At 67.2% G+C, this 16,531-nt stretch carries 13 protein-coding genes and 1 pseudogene; 12 read left to right on the top strand and 2 right to left on the bottom strand.

Going from position 1 to position 16,531, the window contains the following annotated elements:
- Positions 1 to 25 precede the first annotated feature (25 nt).
- A complete protein-coding gene (gene uxaC, locus AC5JDC_RS00900) occupies positions 26 to 1,435 on the bottom strand; it encodes a glucuronate isomerase (RefSeq protein WP_495838269.1) in 1,410 nt (469 codons plus the stop codon).
- Positions 1,436 to 1,585: 150 nt separating this feature from the next.
- Between uxaC and AC5JDC_RS00895 the strand changes: the two genes are divergently transcribed.
- From AC5JDC_RS00895 to AC5JDC_RS00885, 3 genes are read left to right on the top strand one after another with little or no spacing between them, the layout of a single operon-like run.
- A complete protein-coding gene (locus tag AC5JDC_RS00895) occupies positions 1,586 to 3,052 on the top strand; it encodes a mannitol dehydrogenase family protein (RefSeq protein ID WP_495838267.1) in 1,467 nt (488 codons plus the stop codon).
- A gap of 1 nt (position 3,053) precedes the next feature.
- Positions 3,054 to 4,247 (top strand): mannonate dehydratase, encoded by a 1,194-nt coding sequence (gene uxuA / locus AC5JDC_RS00890; RefSeq protein WP_495838265.1) that lies wholly within the window; start codon positions 3,054 to 3,056, stop codon positions 4,245 to 4,247.
- Positions 4,244 to 5,260, top strand: coding sequence for a Gfo/Idh/MocA family protein (locus AC5JDC_RS00885; RefSeq protein ID WP_495838263.1), 1,017 nt, complete (start codon positions 4,244 to 4,246; stop codon positions 5,258 to 5,260). The genes uxuA and AC5JDC_RS00885 overlap by 4 nt, the downstream gene beginning before the upstream one ends.
- Positions 5,261 to 5,451: 191 nt before the next feature.
- On the opposite strand, the gene AC5JDC_RS00880 is transcribed toward AC5JDC_RS00885, so the two are convergent.
- Complete coding sequence (locus AC5JDC_RS00880) at positions 5,452 to 6,549, bottom strand: LacI family DNA-binding transcriptional regulator (RefSeq protein ID WP_495838261.1); 1,098 nt, start codon at positions 6,547 to 6,549, stop codon at positions 5,452 to 5,454.
- Between the two features lie 183 nt (positions 6,550 to 6,732).
- Between AC5JDC_RS00880 and AC5JDC_RS00875 the strand changes: the two genes are divergently transcribed.
- From AC5JDC_RS00875 to AC5JDC_RS00835, 9 genes and pseudogenes are all read left to right on the top strand, one after another.
- Positions 6,733 to 7,716 carry an ABC transporter substrate-binding protein gene (locus tag AC5JDC_RS00875; protein ID WP_495838259.1) on the top strand — a complete coding sequence of 328 codons (984 nt, stop codon included), beginning with the start codon at positions 6,733 to 6,735 and terminating at the stop codon, positions 7,714 to 7,716.
- A 161-nt stretch (positions 7,717 to 7,877) separates the two neighbouring features.
- Positions 7,878 to 9,380, top strand: coding sequence for a sugar ABC transporter ATP-binding protein (locus AC5JDC_RS00870; RefSeq protein WP_495838257.1), 1,503 nt, complete (start codon positions 7,878 to 7,880; stop codon positions 9,378 to 9,380).
- 424 nt (positions 9,381 to 9,804) lie between these two features.
- Positions 9,805 to 10,806 (top strand): ABC transporter permease, encoded by a 1,002-nt coding sequence (locus tag AC5JDC_RS00865; RefSeq protein ID WP_495838255.1) that lies wholly within the window; start codon positions 9,805 to 9,807, stop codon positions 10,804 to 10,806.
- A 265-nt stretch (positions 10,807 to 11,071) separates the two neighbouring features.
- Positions 11,072 to 12,064, top strand: a complete 993-nt coding sequence (locus tag AC5JDC_RS00860) for an ABC transporter permease (RefSeq protein ID WP_106770843.1) — start codon at positions 11,072 to 11,074, stop codon at positions 12,062 to 12,064.
- Complete coding sequence (locus AC5JDC_RS00855) at positions 12,057 to 12,797, top strand: SDR family oxidoreductase (RefSeq protein ID WP_106770844.1); 741 nt, start codon at positions 12,057 to 12,059, stop codon at positions 12,795 to 12,797. The genes AC5JDC_RS00860 and AC5JDC_RS00855 overlap by 8 nt, the downstream gene beginning before the upstream one ends.
- 8 nt (positions 12,798 to 12,805) lie before the next feature.
- On the top strand, positions 12,806 to 13,147 hold the full coding sequence (locus AC5JDC_RS00850; protein WP_106770845.1) for a winged helix-turn-helix domain-containing protein: 342 nt from the start codon (positions 12,806 to 12,808) through the stop codon (positions 13,145 to 13,147).
- Between the two features lie 89 nt (positions 13,148 to 13,236).
- Positions 13,237 to 13,503: pseudogene (locus AC5JDC_RS00845) on the top strand (type II toxin-antitoxin system RelE/ParE family toxin).
- Between the two features lie 23 nt (positions 13,504 to 13,526).
- On the top strand, positions 13,527 to 13,838 hold the full coding sequence (locus AC5JDC_RS00840) for a HigA family addiction module antitoxin (RefSeq protein WP_106770984.1): 312 nt from the start codon (positions 13,527 to 13,529) through the stop codon (positions 13,836 to 13,838).
- A gap of 109 nt (positions 13,839 to 13,947) precedes the next feature.
- On the top strand, positions 13,948 to 16,531 hold a 2,584-nt coding region (locus AC5JDC_RS00835; protein WP_495838250.1), incomplete at its 3' end, for a transglutaminase family protein.

Raw genomic sequence — 16,531 nt, 5'->3', positions numbered from 1 at the left:
TTGTCCGAGGCGAAAACCGCCCCGCCTAAAGCCGATACGCCTTCTTCGCCAGCGTATGGGCAAGCTCTGTCGCCAGTTCGTAGGCCTCGTCCTCGCGCAGCCTGTGCTCGCACACGAGCCGCGCCAGGAAGGCGCAGTCGACCCGGCGCGCGATGTCGTGCCGCGCCGGAATCGACGGAAAGGCGCGGGTGTCGTCGTTGAAGCCGACGGCGTTGTAGAAACCCGCCGTCTCCGTCGTCATCTCGCGGAAGCGGCGCATGCCTTCCGGGCTGTCGTGGAACCACCAGGCAGGCCCGAGCCGCAGCGCCGGATAGACGCCGGCCAGCGGCGCCAGCTCGCGCGCATAGCTGGTCTCGTCCAGCGTGAAGGCGATGACGGTCAGGTTGGGCTCCAGCCCGACCGCGTCGAGCAGCGGCCTGAGCGCTGCGACATAATCGGTGTGGGTCGGGATATCGAACCCCTTGTCGCGGCCGAAGCGCGCCATCATGGCAGCCGAATGGTTGCGCCACGAGCCGGGATGGATCTGCAGAACCAGCCCGTCGTCGAGGCTCATCTTCGCCATTTCGGTGAGCATCTGGGCGCGGAACAGCCGCTTCTCGCGCTCGTCGGTCGAGCCGGCCCGGATGCGGTTGAATAGCTCGTCGGCCGCCGCATCGGAGAGGTTCGCGGTATCGGCCGTCGGATGGCCGTGGTCGCTGGACGTCGCCCCGTAGGACTTGAAGAAGGCGCGGCGCAGCCGGTGCGCGTCGAGATAGCCCTTCCAGGTTCCGGTGTCGGCGCCGGTGATCTCGGCCAGCCGGTCGAGATTGTCGGAAAAACCCTCGAAGTCGGGATCGACGATGGCGTCGGGACGGTAGGCGGTGACGACGCGGCCGCTCCAGCCGCTCTCCTGTATGATCTGGTGCCAGCGCAGGTCGTCCAGCGCGCCTTCGGTGGTGGCGATCACCTCGATGTTGAAGCGGCTGAACAGGGCACGCGGGCGACAGGCGTCCTCGGCGAGCTTCTCGGCAACGGCGTCATAGGTCGCGTCTGCCGTCCCGGCGGAGAGCGGCGCCTCGATGCCAAACAGCTCGGAAAGCACGTAGTCCATCCACAGCCTGGTCGGCGTGCCGCGGAAGAGACGATAATTCTGCGCGAACAGCCGCCAGATGGCGCGGCCGTCGGTTTCCACCGGGGCGCCGTCGAGACGCGGAACGCCAAGACTCTCCAGCGGGATGCCCTGGCTGAACAGCATGCGGAAGATGTAGTGGTCCGGCACGATCAAAAGCTGTGCGGGGTCCGGAAACGGCTCGTTCAGCGCATACCAGCGCGGATCGGTATGACCATGCGGACTGACGATCGGCAGGTCCTTGACCGTCGCATAGAGCGAGCGGGCGACCGAGCGGACGCCCGGCTCCGGCGGGAACAACAGGTCGGGATCGATCAGGGATTGCATGCCAACCGTGCCGCTCCTCTTCGGCCGTCAATGGCTAGAATGGAGAACTCATCATGTCAACATACAAAAATTGTGTAGTTGTATGATGAGTTCGGTTGCACGTTGGCAGCGTCGTCTATAGGAGAGGGGGCTTCGAAGAGGAGGAGAGGGATGGGATCGAACGTCCGGCTCGGCAATGCTACGCTTGGTGCGATCCATGGTGCTGCCACGCCCGCCTACAACCGCTCCGAAACCATCGAAGGTATCGTCCACCTCGGCGTTGGCGCGTTCCACCGCGCCCACCAGGCCGTCTATGTCGACGACCGGCTGACCGCCGGCGAGTCCGGCTGGGCGATCGCCGGCGTGTCGCTGCGCAGCCCCGACACGCGCGACGCGCTGGCTGCCCAGGACGGCCTTTACACAGTGGCCACGCGCAGCGGCGCCGGCGAGGAGCTGCGCGTTATCGGCGCGCTGACCTCGCTGCTGGTGGCGCCGGAAGACCCTTCGGCGGTGCTGGCCCGCCTGACCGACCCGCGCACCCGCATCGTCACGCTGACGGTGACGGAGAAGGCCTATCTGCGCGGCGCCGGCGGCGATCTCGACGCGAGCCAGGCGGACATCCAGTGGGATCTGCAGAATCCGGATCGCCCGCGCAGCGTCTTCGGCTTCCTCGCCGGCGCGCTCGCCGGGCGGCGCCGGGCCGGCACGGCGCCGTTCACCGTGCTGTGCTGCGACAATCTCCCGGCGAACGGCGAGACGGTGCAGAAACTGCTGCTGCAGTTCGCCGGGCTGAAGGGCGGCGATCTCGCCCGCTTCATCCGTGACGAGGTGGCCTGTCCGTCCACTATGGTCGACCGCATCGTGCCGGCCACTACCGACGCCGACCGCGACCGCGTCTCCGCCGCGCTCGGGGTCGAGGACGCCTGGCCGGTGATGACCGAGCCGTTCATGCAATGGGTGGTGGAGGAGAATTTTTCGGCCGGCCGGCCGCGCTGGGAGGAATGCGGCGTCACCATGGTGAGCGATGTGCGGCCTTTCGAGGAGATGAAGCTGCGGCTGCTCAACGGCGCGCATTCGGCCATCGCCTATCTCGGCCTGCTCACCGGCCACGAGACGGTGTCGGCCGCCTTCGCCGACCCGCGTATCAGAAACTTCGTCGACCGGCTTTGGGGCGAGGCGATGCCGACCCTGCCGAAAGATGCCGGGCTGGAGCCACGAGCCTACACGGCTGCACTTGCCGAGCGCTTCGCCAATCCGGCGCTGAAGCATCGCACCGGGCAGATCGCCATGGACGGCAGCCAGAAGCTGCCGCAGCGCATCCTGTCCACCGCACGGGCGCGGCTCGCCGACGGCGCGCCGGCGTCTCAACTGATGCTGGTGGTCGCGGCCTGGATCGCCTGCTGCCGTGAGCGCGGGCGCTCGCTATCTGTCGCGCATTTTTCCGATCCGCTCGATTCGACTCTCACTGCGATTTTCGCGCGAACAAACGCGCCGGAAGCGCTGGTCGCGGAGGTCTTCGCGGCGGCCGGTCTCGCCGGCGATGAGCCCTTGCGGGCGCTTGCGGCGGGGCATTTGAAGACGATCATCGACAAGGGCGCGGGCGAGGCCATGGCGGCCGCCGCGCGGGAAGGAGCATGACATGAAGCAGACCTGGCGGTGGTTCGGGCCGGACGACACTGTGAAGCTCCCGCATGTGCGGCAGGCCGGCGCGACCGGCATCGTCAGCGCGCTGCACCATCTCAACGACGGCCGCGCCTGGCCGGCCGACGAGATACTCAAACGCAAGGCCGAGATCGAGGCGGCGGGGCTGGAATGGTCGGTCGTCGAGAGCATCGTCGTGCATGAGGACATCAAGACTCGCACCGGCCGCTATCGCGAGTTGCTCGACAACTACAAGGCGTCGATCCGCGCCGTCGCCGCGGCTGGCATCAAGGTGGTCTGCTACAATTTCATGGCCATCACCGACTGGACCCGCACCGACCTCGATTATCCGATGTGGCACGGCGGCACGGCGCTGCGCTTCGACATGGTCGAGTTCTGCGCCTATGACGTGCTGGTGCTGAAGCGCCGCGGCGCCGAAGCCGAGCATCCGCCGGCACGCATCGAGGCGGCGCGCCAGCGCCTCGCCGGCATGAGCGAGAGCCAGCTTGCAAAGCTCGAGCAGAACCTGATCGGCTGGGTGCCGGCGCGCGAGTTCATCTTCGATCGCGAGAGTTTTCGCCGGGCGCTGGACATCTACCGCGACATCTCGCTCGAAGGTTTTCGCGAAAACCTGTTCGCGTTCCTGCGCGAGATCGTGCCGGTGGCGGAGGAGGCGGGCGTCAGGATGGCGATCCACCCGGACGATCCGCCGTTCCCGATCTTCGGCCTGCCGCGCGTCGTCTCGAAGGCGGCCGATGCCCGCGCGCTGATCGCGGCGGCAAAATCGCCGTCCAACGGCATCACGCTGTGCACGGGCTCATACGGCGCCAATCCGGAGAACGACCTGGTTGCCATGGCCGGGGAATTCGGGCCCGACATCCATTTCACGCATCTGCGCAACGTCACCAAGGAAGGCGACTTCTCCTTCCACGAGGCCGAGCATCTGGAGGGCGACACCGATATGGTGCGGGTGGTCGCCGCGCTGATGGCGGAAGAACGTCGGCGGCAGGCGGAGGGCCGCGCCGACTGGCAGATCCCGATGCGGCCCGACCATGGCCACGCCATCGTCGACGACATCGGCAAGAAGGTGAATCCCGGCTATTCCTGCATCGGCCGCCTCAAGGGGCTGGCCGAGCTGCGCGGCATCATGCGCACGCTGGAGAGCCTTCCCGCGGAAAGCTGGCCGCGGTGAAGCGGATCGCCGTCATCGGCCTCGGCATGGCGTCGGGGCCGCATGCGAAAAGCCTGCGCGACCTCGAGGACCGCGTCGCGGTGGCGGCCGCCTACAGCCCGACCGAGGCGCGGCGCAAAGCCTTTGCCGAAGCCTGGGGTTTTCCCGTCACCGACGACCTCGACGGCATCTTTTCCGACGCCGCGATCGATGCGGTGATGATACTTGCGCCGCCCAACACCCATCTCGACCTGGTTGAGCGTGCCGCCGCTGCCGGCAAGCACGTGCTTCTGGAAAAGCCGCTGGAAATTTCCCTCGGCCGCGCCGAGCGCTTGGTGGCGATCGCCGAGCAGGCCGGCATAAAGCTCGGCGTCGTGCTGCAGCACCGCTTCCGGCCGGTCAGCCTGGCACTGTCGGACCTCATCGCCCAGGGCCGTCTCGGCGATCTGGTGAGCGCTTCGGCAAAGCTCGCCAACTGGCGGCCGCAGAGCTATTACGACCAGCCCGGCCGCGGCACCCGGGCGCGCGACGGCGGCGGCGTGCTGTTGACCCAGGGCATCCACACGCTCGACCTCCTGATCTCGTTGGCGGGCATGCCCGCGGAAGTCTCGGCCTTTGCCACGACCACGCCGGTTCATCGCATGGAGACCGAGGATCTCGTCGCCGGCGCCATGCGCTTCGCCGACGGTGCGCTCGGCACCATCCACGCCACTACCACCGCCTATCCCGGCTTGCCGGATTCCATCGAACTGATCGGCACGAACGGCACCGCGCGCATCGAAGGCACGAAGCTCTCCGCCACCTTCCACGACGGCTCCGCGTTTTCGGAAGAGGACGGTGCGCTCGGCGGCGGGGCAGGGGCCGACCCGATGGCCTTTCCGCATCACCACCACCGGGCGGGGCTTTCCGACTTCCTCGACGCCATCGATGAGGATCGCGAGCCGAAAGTCGGCGGCCGCGAGGCGCTGAAGGTGCACCGGCTGATCGATGCGCTGCTCAGGGCAGCGCAGACGGGGCAGCGGGAGCGGGTTTAGCTCGGCTGCCAAGCCCCTCTCCGTCTCGGGCTTCGCCCTCGACACCTCTCCCCGCTTTCGCGGGGCGAGGAACCACTGCCGCGATGCGGCGCCTCTCCAGCCCGGGTTCCTCGCCCCACGAAGTGGGGAGAGGTGTCGAGGGCGAAGCCCGAGACGGAGAGGGGCTTGGCAGCAATCCAGACCGGCGAAGCTCAGGACCGCCGACCACCCGCCCGGACAGTTTCCGGCACCGCCCCCGTCGACGCCCGAGGCACCAGCGGACCGTCGATCTTGATGGTGATCGGCCGCATCGGCTTGCCGTGCACGGTGATATCGAGCAGCGCCTCGGCGGCGCGCTGGCCCATCTCGTAGTTGGGCAGCACCAGCGTCGACAGCGGCGGGTGGGTGTAGCGCGCCAGCTCCTGGTCGTCATAGCCCATCACCGAGATGTCGTCGGGCACCCTCAGCCCGCGCTCGCTCAGCGCCTCCATGACGCCGATCGCCATCAAATCGTTGCCGCAGAAGATCGCTGTCGGTGGGTTCTCCAGCGCCAGCAGGTCGAAGGCGTGGTGGTAGCCGGTCAGCGGCAGCCAGTCGCCGTGCCGCACCAGCGCCTCGTCATAGGCGACGTCGACCGTGGCCAGCGCCTGGCGGTAGCCCTTGAGCCGGTCCTGCGAGGCGTCCATCCAGGGTTCGCCGTTGATGAAGCCGATGCGGCGGTGGCCGAGCGCCGTCAGATGCGCCGTCGCTGTGAAGCCGCCGACCACCTCGCCCGGCAGGATGGAGATATGCTTGCGCGGCTCGGCATAGCAGTTGAGCAGCACAGTCGGCACGTCCTCCAGCGCTTTCGGCAAGGTGACGCGGCGGGTGAAGATGGTCGAATAGATGACGCCGATCACTGAGCGATCGCGCTTGATGGCTGCGATCGTCGCCTCCTCCAGCTCCGGGTTGGAGCGCGTCACATGGGCGGCCACCAGGAAATCCTGTTCGAAGGCGTAGTCGCGGGCGCCGTCGAGATTGACCACCGGATGCGGGCTGGTGGAGATCTCGTCGACCAGGTAGGCGATAGTGCGCCGCTCCGCCCCGTTGGCGCCCTCGCGCCGGATCGCCGGCAGCGCGTAGCCGATCTGCCGCGCCGCCTCGAACACTCGGCTCTGCGTCTCGGCCGAGATGCGTGCGCCGGTCATCTCGTTCAGCACCAGCGACACGCTCGACTGCGACACGCCGGCGATGCGCGCCACGTCGGTCATGGTGGGCCTGCCGCGCCCGCGGTCCGACCGCGCGTTGCCGCTGCCTTCGCCCTCGGCCATCGGTTCCATCCCTGCCTGACGGTTTTTATGCGCATCCGGCGCTGGCCGGGCGTGCGGTCAAGAGTCCGTCAAGTCATACTTTTCCGCTTGACTGCTAATATTATTAGCGCAAGATTTCCGTATGTGAAGCAGGCAATTGCTTCCATCGGCCCGGGAGAAGCCGAAATCCAAGGAGGAGATTCCATGAAACTTCTGACCCGTCGTACCCTGCTGCTTTCCGCGGGCGCCATCGGCGCCGTTGCGGTGACCGGCGGCCTGGCGCTCGCCGACCTGCCGCCGCTGCCCGCCAAGGACAAATACAAGGTCGGCTTCGCCCAGACCGAATCGAACAATCCCTGGCGCATCGCCCAGACCAAGTCGATGCAGGACGAGGCCGGCAAGCTCGGCTATCAGCTCGTCTACACCGACGCCGCCGGCTCGGCCGCCAAGCAGGTTGCCGACGTCAATTCGATGATCGCCCAGGGCGTCGACCTGATCTTCCTCGCTCCGCGCGAGGAGAAGCCGCTTATCCCCGCCGTCATGGCCGCCAAGAAGGCCGGCATCCCGGTCATCCTGCTCGACCGCAATGTCGACCAGGCGCTCGCCAAGGCCGGCGAGGATTACGTCACCTTCATCGGCTCCGACTTCGTCGACGAGGGCAAGCGCATCGCCGAGTGGCTGGTCAAGAACAATGGCGGCAAGACCAAGATCATCCAGCTCGAAGGCACCACCGGCTCCTCGCCCGCCAACGACCGCAAGAAGGGTTTTGACGAGGCGATCAACGCTGCCGGCGGGTTCACCCTGCTCGCCTCGCAGTCCGGCGATTTCGCTCGCGACAAGGGCCGCCAGGTCGCCGAGGCGCTGCTGCAGGCGCATCCCGACGCCGACGTCATCTACGCCCACAATGACGAGATGGCGATGGGCGCCATCGCCGCGCTCGAGGCCGCCGGCAAGAAGCCCGGCACCGACGTGATCGTGCTGTCCATCGACGGTGGCAAGGAGGCCGTGCAGGCGGTGGTCGACGGCAAGATCAACGCGGTGGTGGAGTGCAACCCGCGCTTCGGACCGAAGGCCTTCGAGACCATGGCGCGCTACGCCAAGGGCGAGAAGATCGACGCCTGGGTGAAGAACGACGACAAATTCTACGATCCGTCCAATGCGGCGGCGGAATTGGCGAACGCCTATTGATCGCCATTCGACAAGGCCGGCCGGCGAGCGCGCCGGCCGGCTTTGTTTGTGTAAAGGGTGCAACGTCGAACGCTGCGGTTGGCGTTGACAGACAACCCGCGATGCCCGTTGCACCCCCGCCCCATCACGGGCAAGATCGCTCACGGGAGGAATCCGAAAGCATGCTTTTATCGATGAAGGCCATCGACAAGAGCTTCTCAGGCGTGCGCGTTCTCAATGCCGCCTCGCTTGAGGTTGAACCGGGCGAGGTGATGGCGCTGGTCGGCCAGAACGGCGCCGGCAAGTCGACCATGATCAAGATCCTCACCGGCGCCTATCCGCGCGATGGCGGCAGCGTCACCTTCCAGGGGCGGGAGGTGCATTTCTCCTCCACCGCCGACAGCCAGGCGGCCGGCATCGCTACCATCTACCAGGAGATCAACCTGGCGCCGAACCGCACCGTGGCGGAGAACATCTTCCTCGCCCGCGAGCCGCGCACCGCCTTTGGTCTCGTCGACCGTCGAAAAATGCGGGCGGAGGCGCGGGCGGTGCTGAAGCGCTTCAACCTCGACATCGATGTCGAGCGGCCGCTGGAAAATTTCGGTGCCGCCACCCGGCAGATGGTGGCGATCGCCCGCGGCGTCACCCAGAACGCCAAACTCGTGATCATGGACGAGGCGACTTCCTCGCTCGACGAACGCGAGGTCGCGGTGCTGTTCGAGACTGTCCGCACGCTGAAGCGCGACGGCGTGGCGACCATCTTCATCAGCCACCGCCTCGACGAGCTCTATGCGATCTGCGACCGCGTCACCGTCATGCGCGACGGCCGCACGGTAGCCGTCAGCGCCATGAAGGACATCAAGAAACTCGAGCTGGTGCGCACCATGCTCGGCAAGGAGCTGACCGCCTTCACGGCGGCCCAGCGCAACCGCGAGGAAGCCGACGGCGCCACGCTGGTCGAAGCGAAAAACCTGTCGGCCGGCGTGCGGGTGCGTGACGTCTCGCTCGCCATCGGCAAGGGCGAGATCGCCGGGCTGGCCGGCCTGCTCGGCTCCGGCCGCACAGAGACCGCGCGGCTGATCTATGCGGCCGACCGGCGCGACGGCGGCACGCTGTCGGTCGGCGGCCGGCAGACTGCATATACCGAGCCGGCCGACGCGATTGCCGACGGCATCGGTTTCGTCTCGGAGGACCGCAAGGTCGAGGGCATCGTGCCGGAGATGAGCGTGCGCGAGAATCTGACGCTAGCAATCCTGCCGCGCCTGCAGAAATCCGGCATCGTCGACCGTGCAAGGCAGCAGGAGATCGTCGAGCGCTACATCAAGGCGCTCGGCGTCAAATGCGCCTCGCCGGAGCAGCCGATCCGCGAGCTGTCGGGCGGCAACCAGCAGAAGGTGCTGCTCGCCCGCTGGCTGTGCATGAACCCGCGGCTGCTGATCGTCGACGAGCCGACGCGCGGCATCGACGTCGGCGCCAAGGCCGAGATTCTCAAGCTGTTGCGCGGCCTTGCCGACGAAGGCTTGAGCGTGCTGATGATCTCCTCGGAGCTGGAGGAGCTGATCGCCGCCGCGGACCACGTCACAGTACTCAGCGACGGCCGCTCGGTGGCCCGCATCCCGGCCGCCGAGCTCAGCGAGGAGCGGCTGATGGTGGCCATGGCGCACCAGGACGGCGAGGCGGCGTGATGGCGATGCGGCATTCCTCCTTCACCGCCTTCGGGGAACGGCAATCGCACATGCCCCCTCCACCACGCTACGCGTGGTCCCCCTCCCCCGCTTCGCAGGGGAGGATCCGCGGCGGAGCCGCCGGCACGCCCTGGATCCTCCCCCGTTTACGGCAGGGCTGTCCGGGGAACGGTTTTCGGTTGCAAACCCAGCCTTCGACCACTCGCACTGCTTGCATTTTCCTGGGTTGCAAATCCGTGTCCGAGGACTCGTCTGCATTGCCCAAAAATTTTCCCCGGACAGCCCTGCGTTTACGGGGGAGGGGGACCACGCGTAGCGTGGTGGAGGGGGCGCTGCATCCGACTGGGTGGGTGCCGCCCCTCGTCCAGCCCTTCGTGGCACCTCCTCCCCGCAAACGGAGAGAAAAAGCGAGGGGTACGTCATCATGACCACCCTCGACACTGCCACCCCCGCCCAGACTCCCGCTAAGCGCAGTTCGCTTATCTGGATCAGCCGCTACGGCACGCTGGTCGCATTCCTGGCGCTGATCGCCTTCAACGTCGCGGTCACGCCCAACTTTCTCTCCTGGCAGACGCTCAACGTGAATCTCACCCAGGTCGCCACCATCGTCATCGTGGCGGTCGGCATGACGCTGGTGATCGCCACCGGCGGCATCGACCTGTCGGTCGGCTCGCTGATGGCGATCTCCGGCGCGCTGGCACCGATGATTTTCCTCGGCACCATCTACCCGATCCCCAGCCCGGCGCTGGCGGTCACGCTGGCGTTCATCGTCCCGGTGGTCGTCGCCGGCGCGCTCGGCTGGTTCAACGGTTTTCTCATCACCCGCTGGTCGATCCAGCCGATCGTGGCCACGCTGGTGCTGTTCATCGCCGGGCGCGGCATCGCCCAGGTGATGACCAACGGCAATTTGCAGGTGTTCAGGAACGATGCCTTCCAGTTCATCGCGCTCGGCCGCGTGTTCGGCATCCCGACGCAGGTGATCATCATGGCGGTGGTGGTGGCGCTCGCCGCTTTCGTCATCCGCCGCACCGGCTTCGGCCGCCAGATCATCGCGGTCGGCGGCAACGAGAAGGCGGCCAGGCTCTCCGGCATCCCGGCGGTGCGGGTGAAGCGGCTGGTCTATGTCGTCAGCGGCGCGCTGGCCGGCATCGCCGGGTTGGTCGTGGTCGCCCGCAACTCCGCCAGCGACGCCAATCTGGTCGGGCTCGGCATGGAACTCGATGCGATCGCGGCGGTCGCGGTCGGCGGCACGCTGCTCACCGGCGGGCGGGCATATGTGCTGGGCACGCTGCTCGGCGCCTGCGTCATCCAGCTCGTGCGCTACACGCTGCTCGCCAACGGCGTGCCGGACGCCGCGGCGCTGGTGGTTAAGGCAGGTCTGATCGTGGCGGCGGTGTTCATCCAGCAGCGGGCGGAGCGGGGGTAGGTTTGATGCAGATTTATGGCCCTGCCGAGATGTCCGGCCCCGTCGCACCCCCCTCTGTCCTGCGCTTGTCGAACGGGCCGGACACCTCCCCCGCAAGGGGGGAGATTGCGCCGGCCGCCCGGTTTTTGCCAATCGCCAGCGTCGCAGGAGAGGCGGGGAGCTTGAAGCTGCCAATCTCCCCCCTTGCGGGGGAGATGTCCGGCCCGTTCGACAAGCTCAGGACAGAGGGGGGTGCGAAGGGACGCGATTCCGGCAAGGACTGCCAATGACCACCTACCTGTCCTTCCTCGGCCCTTTGGCGCCGCGCTCGACCATCGCGCTCGCCCGCCTCGGCGTGATCGCGGCGCTGATCGCGCTCATCGTCTTCGGGGCGCTGCGCTACGACAACTTCCTGTCGTCCTACAACGCGCTCAGCTTCCTGCGCTACAACTCCATGTTCGCGCTGATCGCGCTGGGCATGGCGCTGGTGATCATGACCGGCGGCATCGACCTGTCGGTCGGCGGCACCGCTGCGATGGCGAGCGTGGTGGCGGCGATCTTCTCGCCCTACCACTGGGCCGCCGGACTCGCGGGCGGGCTCGCCGCCGGGCTGGTGGTCGGCATCATCAACGGCGTGGTCATCACCCGGCTGAAGATCCAGCCCTTCATAGCCACGCTGGCAGCCATGCTCGCCGCCTATGGTACCGGCCTGCTGCTCGCCGGCAACCAGTCCGTCTCCGTCTCCTACGACAGCGGCTTCACCGAGATCGGCCAGGGCGATTTCCTCGGCTTCCCGATTCCGGCCTGGATCGCGCTTGCCTTCTATATCGCCGGCTGGATCGCGCTGGAGCGGCACCCGGTCGGCCGGCGCGTCCTCGCCATCGGCGACGGCGAGGCGACGGCCAAGCTGATGGGCCTCAAGGTGGAGAAGACGCTGATGGGCGTCTACATCACCTCGGGCCTGTGCGCCGGCATGGCCGGCGTCATCCTCGCCGCGCAATTCGGCGCCGGCCAGCCGACCGAAGGCGTCGGCTGGGAATTGTTCGCCATCGCCTCGGTGGTGGTCGGCGGCACGCTGCTCACCGGCGGCGTCGGCTCGATCGGCGCGACGCTGGCCGGCGCGCTGCTGCTCGCCATGGTGTTCAACATCCTCAACTTCGAGAACGGCCTGGGCTGGATATCGCTCTCGGCCTACTGGCAATCGGTCATCCGCGGCCTGTTCCTGCTGGCCGTGGTCATTCTGCAGGCAAAGATCGCGGGAGCGCGTGCAAATGGTTGATGAAAAATCGGAATTTTCGGGCAAGTCGGTGCTGGTCACCGGGGCCGGCAAAGGCATCGGCCTGGCGACGGCGAGACTCGCCGCCCGGCGCGGTGCCGCGGTCGTCGCCGTAAGCCGCAGCCGCGAGGATCTGGAATCGCTTAGCGCCGAAATCGGATGTCGTACGTTAACCGCGGACCTCGCCGACGCCGAGGCGGCGCGCGCGGCGGCGCGCGATGCGCAGCCGGTCGACTTTCTCGTCAATTGCGCCGGCTTCACCATTCTCGAATCGGTTCTCGACGTCACCGTGGAATCCTTCGACCAGCTGATGGCGGTGAACACGCGCGCGCCGCTGATCTTCGTGCAGGAATACGCCAAGGCACGCATCGCCGCCGGGAAGGGCGGGGCGGTGGTCAACGTCTCCAGCATGTCCGCCTTCACCGGCTTCGCCGACCACGCCGCCTATTGCGCTTCCAAAGGCGGGCTCGACGCGATGAGCCGGGTCATGGCCAACGAGCTCGGCCCGAAAGGCATCCGCGTCAATTGCGTCAACCCGGCGATCACGCTGACCGCCATGGCCAGGAAGGCGTGGAGCGACCCCGAAAAATCCGCGCCGATGCTGGCACGCATGCCGCTCGGCCGCTTCCTCGAGCCGGAGGAGGTGGCCGAGGTCATCCTGTTCCTGCTGTCCGACCGCGCCTCCATGGTCAACGGCCTGTCCATGCCGGTGGATTCGGGCTTCAAGGTGACGTAAGGCAGGCGATGCCCTCGCTCAGCCTGCGCATCAATCTCGATCCCGACGGACGCATCGGCCCCGGCAAGATCGAGCTTCTGGAACACATCGCCGCCTTCGGCTCGATCTCCGCGGCGGCGCGGCGCATGGACATGTCCTACAAGCATGCCTGGGACCTGGTCGAGGAGATGAACGTGCTGTTCGGCAAGCCGGTGGTCGCCGCCCAGACCGGCGGCAAGAAGGGCGGCGGCGCCCAGCTCACCGCCGTCGGCCTGGCCGTGGTGGCGCGCTTCCGCGCCATCGAGCGCGCCGCCCTGGCCGCCGCAGCGCCGCATATGACGGCATTGCAGGCGGAGATCGACGCGGCGTGACGCGCGCTGCACTGGGAGTGCCGCTGTCTGTATGTCAGCTTTTGCTTGCATGCTCTTGATGAATCGTAAGCGATCTGCTTACATTCGCCATGATAAAGTCCTTCAAACACAAGGGCCTCTCCGACCTGTTCGAGAGTGGCAAAACGTCGAAGATCGACGCCAGGATGCACAAGCGGCTGGACCGCCTGGATGCTGCGACACGCCCGGAAGACATGAACCTGCCGGGTTTCGACTACCACGCTTTGATCGGCTTCAACCCGACGCGCTACACCGTTCACGTGAACGGGCCCTAGTGCATGACATTCGAATTCGACGGAACCGACGCCGCGAAGGTCGATTTCGAGCAATACCACTGATCACCGATGTGATGGAGAATATGATGGTCCTCTACGAAGTATGCCGGCCGACCGAGCGGTGCCCGTCGCATCCGGGGGCGCTGCTTGATGACATCATTCCCGCAACCGGTCGGAGGAAGGGGGAGATCGCCAGCCTGCTGGGGATTTCCCGGCAGCATCTCTACGACATCGTCCGGGAGCGCAAGCCGGTGTCTCCGGAGGTGGCTGCTCGGCTGGGCAAGCTGTTCGGTGATGGCGCCGCCGTTTGGCTCAGGATGCAAGCTGCCTACGATGCCTGGCACGCCGAGCGGGAAGTGGACGTCAGCAACATACCCACGCTGAGGACGGCCGCCTGACAGCATGGCGGATCTTCTTCTTTTCGCACTGCAATAAACGCTTGGCGGGCCTTGCCGATTTGTGGGAGTGTGGCGAAATCGACCCCGGCGAAAGGTTTTCGCGCAGCCCATGGCCATCCTGGCAGCCGTCCATCATCTGACCCACTATCGATACGACCGGCCGGTCGTGCTCGCGCCGCAGGTCGTCCGGCTGAAGCCCGCCCCGCATTCGCGCACCAAGGTGCCGAGCCATTCGCTGAAGGTTTCGCCGGCCAACCACTTCGTCAACGTCCAGCAGGACCCCTACGGCAACTTCCTGGCGCGCTACGTCTTCCCCGATCCGGTCAGCGAGTTGAAGATCGAGGTCGACCTCGTCGCCGACATGACGGTCTACAACCCGTTCGACTTCTTCGTCGAACCCTCCGCCGAAACCTGGCCGTTCGACTATCCGGAAGAGCTCGCCGAGGACCTTTCCATCTACCGTAAGCCCGAGCCGGCCGAGCAGGCGCTCGACGCTTTTCTCGCCTCGATCGACCGCTCGCCGCAGAACACCGTCACCTTCATCGTCGACCTCAACGCCCGCATCCAGCGCGAGGTCGCCTATATCGTGCGCATGGAGCCCGGCGTGCAGGCGCCGCAAGAGACGTTGGCGCTGGCAAAAGGCTCGTGCCGCGACTCGAGCTGGCTGCTGGTGCAGGTGCTGCGAAACCTCGGCTTTGCCGCCCGCTTCGTCTCCGGCTACCTCATCCAGCTCAAGCCTGATCTCGTCGCGCTCGACGGCCCGCCCGGCACCGCGGCCGACTTCACCGACCTGCATGCCTGGTGCGAGGTCTACCTGCCCGGCGCCGGCTGGATCGGCCTCGACCCGACGTCCGGCCTGCTCACCGGCGAAAGCCACGTGCCGCTCGCCGCCACGCCGCATTACCGCAACGCCGCGCCCATTTCCGGCATGGCGAGCTTCGCCGAGGTCGATTTCGACTTCGACATGCAGGTGACCCGCATCGCCGAGCATCCGCGCATCACGAAACCTTTCTCCGACGAATCCTGGGAAGCGCTGGAGAGGCTCGGCAACGAGGTCGACGTGGTGCTCGACAAGCAGGACGTGCGCCTCACCATGGGCGGCGAGCCGACCTTCGTGTCGATCGACGACTTCGAATCGGCCGAGTGGAACACCGCCGCCGTCGGCCCGACCAAGCGGCAGAAGGCCGACGTGCTGATCCGCCGACTGCGCGACAAATTCGCGCCGGGCGGTTTTCTCCACTACGGCCAAGGCAAATGGTATCCCGGCGAATCGCTGCCGCGCTGGACCTTTTCGCTCTACTGGCGCGCCGACGGCGAGCCGGTGTGGCGCGATCCCAGCCTGATCGCGACGGAGAAGGGCGCGCCAAAGGCCGGCCACAAGGACGCCGAGGTGCTGCTCAAGGCGATGGCGATCGGGCTCGGCATCGACGCCGGCATGGTCGACGAGGCCTATGAGGATCCGGCCGAGTGGGTGCTGAAGGAAGCGAAGCTGCCGGACAATCTCGATCCGACCAACTCCAAGCTCGCCGACCCGGAGGAGCGCAGCCGCATGGCGCGCGTCTTCGAGCGCGGACTGACCGCGCCCTCCGGCTACGTGCTGCCGATCCAGCGCTGGAACGCCGCGGCGAGCGACGGGCGCCGATGGCGCTCGGAGAAGTGGAAGACGCGGCGTGGCCGGCTGTTCCTGGTGCCGGGCGATTCGCCCGTCGGCTACCGCCTGCCGCTCGGTACTCTGCCCCATGTCCCGCCCGCGCAATTCCCCTATGTCGTGCCGGTCGACCCCTCGGTGCCGCGCGGACCGCTGCCGCCCAATCCGCAACCGCCGGCGGCTGTCGCCCCGGCGGGCGGCGACCCCCCCGGCCGTGCCCAGATCGAGGCGTCGTTCACGGCCGCGACCGGCGGGCAGGAGATCGTCGAGCAGCAGCTTTCCGGCATCGACGGGGCGGTGCGCACCGCGATCTCGGTCGAGCCGCGCGACGGCCGCCTGACCATCTTCATGCCGCCGGTCGAATCCCTGGAGGATTATCTCGAACTGGTCGCGGCGGCGGAGGCGGCGGCGCGCGACACCGGGCTTCCCGTCCATATCGAAGGCTATGCGCCGCCGCACGATCCGCGCCTCAACGTCATCCGCGTGGCTCCCGACCCCGGCGTCATCGAGGTCAACGTCCATCCGGCCAAGAGCTGGGCCGACTGCGTCGCCACCACCACGACGCTCTACGAGGAGGCCCGCCAGAGCCGTCTCGGCGCGGAAAAATTCATGATCGACGGCCGCCACACCGGCACCGGCGGCGGCAACCATGTCGTGGTTGGCGGGGCCACGCCGAACGACAGCCCGTTCCTGCGCCGCCCCGACTTGCTGAAGAGCCTGGTGCTCTACTGGCAGCGGCATCCGGCGCTGTCCTACCTGTTCTCCGGCCTGTTCATCGGCCCGACCAGCCAGGCGCCGCGCTTCGACGAGGCCCGCCACGACAGCCTGTACGAACTGGAGATCGCGTTGGCGCAGGTGCCGATGCCGGGCGAGGGGGCCGCGCCGCTGCCCTGGCTGGTCGACCGGCTGTTCCGCAACCTGCTCGTCGACGTCACCGGCAACACGCATCGCTCGGAGATCTGCATCGACAAGCTGTTCTCGCCCGACGGGCCGACCGGCCGGCTCGGCCTCGTCGAGTTCCGCGGCTTCGAGATGCCGCCCAATG

The organism is Kumtagia sp., assembly GCF_059502445.1.
The sequence above is the reverse complement of the archived record's forward strand: the minus strand, read 5'-3'. Positions and strand labels throughout refer to the sequence as shown.

Bases quoted from the DNA above. Each gene is read 5' to 3' on its own strand.
- uxaC (WP_495838269.1), bottom strand. From the start codon at position 1,435: ATGCAATCCCTGATCGATCCCGACCTGTTGTTCCCGCCGGAGCCGGGC.
- AC5JDC_RS00895 (WP_495838267.1), top strand. From the start codon at position 1,586: ATGGGATCGAACGTCCGGCTCGGCAATGCTACGCTTGGTGCGATCCAT.
- uxuA (WP_495838265.1), top strand. From the start codon at position 3,054: ATGAAGCAGACCTGGCGGTGGTTCGGGCCGGACGACACTGTGAAGCTC.
- AC5JDC_RS00880 (WP_495838261.1), bottom strand. From the start codon at position 6,549: ATGGCCGAGGGCGAAGGCAGCGGCAACGCGCGGTCGGACCGCGGGCGC.
- AC5JDC_RS00875 (WP_495838259.1), top strand. From the start codon at position 6,733: ATGAAACTTCTGACCCGTCGTACCCTGCTGCTTTCCGCGGGCGCCATC.
- AC5JDC_RS00870 (WP_495838257.1), top strand. From the start codon at position 7,878: ATGCTTTTATCGATGAAGGCCATCGACAAGAGCTTCTCAGGCGTGCGC.
- AC5JDC_RS00865 (WP_495838255.1), top strand. From the start codon at position 9,805: ATGACCACCCTCGACACTGCCACCCCCGCCCAGACTCCCGCTAAGCGC.
- AC5JDC_RS00860 (WP_106770843.1), top strand. From the start codon at position 11,072: ATGACCACCTACCTGTCCTTCCTCGGCCCTTTGGCGCCGCGCTCGACC.
- AC5JDC_RS00855 (WP_106770844.1), top strand. From the start codon at position 12,057: ATGGTTGATGAAAAATCGGAATTTTCGGGCAAGTCGGTGCTGGTCACC.
- AC5JDC_RS00850 (WP_106770845.1), top strand. From the start codon at position 12,806: ATGCCCTCGCTCAGCCTGCGCATCAATCTCGATCCCGACGGACGCATC.
- AC5JDC_RS00840 (WP_106770984.1), top strand. From the start codon at position 13,527: ATGGTCCTCTACGAAGTATGCCGGCCGACCGAGCGGTGCCCGTCGCAT.